Annotated in this window: 1 protein-coding gene; it reads right to left on the bottom strand. The window is 61.7% G+C overall.

Annotated features, from left to right (window positions below; translation table 11 throughout):
• Positions 1-85 precede the first annotated feature (85 nt).
• Complete coding sequence (locus M3I56_RS41860; RefSeq protein WP_254358728.1) at positions 86-502, bottom strand: transposase; 417 nt, start codon at positions 500-502, stop codon at positions 86-88.
• Between the last annotated feature and the right edge of the window lie 52 nt (positions 503-554).

Raw genomic sequence — 554 nt, 5'->3', positions numbered from 1 at the left:
ACCTTGACCACGCGTGCGAGCAGCGTATCGACGCCAGCGCGCATGTCGACCGGCTCCGTCGCGAGCCAGATGGCATCAATGCGAATCAACGCAACCACCCCAGCAGCCACGTTGCGCAGTCGCTCGCGGCCGACAGCGGCCAGCGCACCGTGATTGCCGTCGCGCCCCTGCGTACCTCGATCTCGATGTGCGTCGCCGCTGCAACACCATTCTGCATCTGCAGCGGCACAAATTCCGGCGGCGAGACATTCAATTCCTGTCGGGCCGCTTCAGCGGCATCGCGTTCCTCCCGCGCCGCAACCCAGCTGCGCAGCAGGTTGGCGTTCAACCGGTAATGCAGTGCCACCGCCGCAATCGACACGTTCGGCTGCATTGCCGCCCGAATGACCGTCTCCTTGAATTCCTTGCTATGCCGACGGCGCCGCGTCGGCTGAACGACATCCGGTACAACCTCGACTTCGTCCATCGTGTACACCTGTCCATTTAAAATTTGAATGGACATGATCCTGGGGTGGCACGACTTGCCGATCAAGATGACTTCACCGGCTGCTTAC

The sequence above is a fragment of the Paraburkholderia sp. CNPSo 3281 genome, assembly GCF_024206515.1.
Taxonomy (GTDB): Bacteria; Pseudomonadota; Gammaproteobacteria; order Burkholderiales; family Burkholderiaceae; genus Paraburkholderia; species Paraburkholderia nodosa.
Note: the sequence above shows the minus strand (reverse complement) of the source record. Positions and strands in the feature narration are given on the sequence as shown.